The organism is Psychrobacter sp. TB20-MNA-CIBAN-0197, from assembly GCF_040309765.1.
Taxonomy (GTDB): domain Bacteria; phylum Pseudomonadota; class Gammaproteobacteria; order Pseudomonadales; family Moraxellaceae; genus Psychrobacter; species Psychrobacter submarinus.
The window spans coordinates 1-310 of record NZ_JBEOPC010000287.1; the positions used below are offsets into that span (position 1 = coordinate 1).

Annotated in this window: 1 protein-coding gene; it reads left to right on the plus strand. The window is 39.0% G+C overall.

The features are described from left to right. A partial coding sequence (locus AAEY83_RS13695) for an acyl-CoA dehydrogenase family protein (protein WP_351059634.1) occupies positions 1-310 on the plus strand: 310 nt, incomplete at both ends.

Sequence of the window (310 nt, forward strand, 5' to 3'; positions counted from 1 at the left end):
GTGTGGCAGTATCTAAAAGATAATAAATTTTTTGCCATGATCATCAAAAAAGAATACGGCGGTTTAGAATTTTCTGCATTTGCACAGTCTTGTGTACTTCAAAAACTAACAAGTAAATCAACATTACTTTCGTCAATTGTTGGTGTACCGAACTCTTTAGGCCCAGGTGAATTATTACAACACTATGGTACAAAAGAGCAAAAAGATCATTACTTACCGCGCCTAGCGAGCGGTCAAGAAATTCCATGTTTTGCATTAACTTCGCCAGAAGCGGGTTCTGATGCAAGCTCAATTCCAGACTACGGTGTGG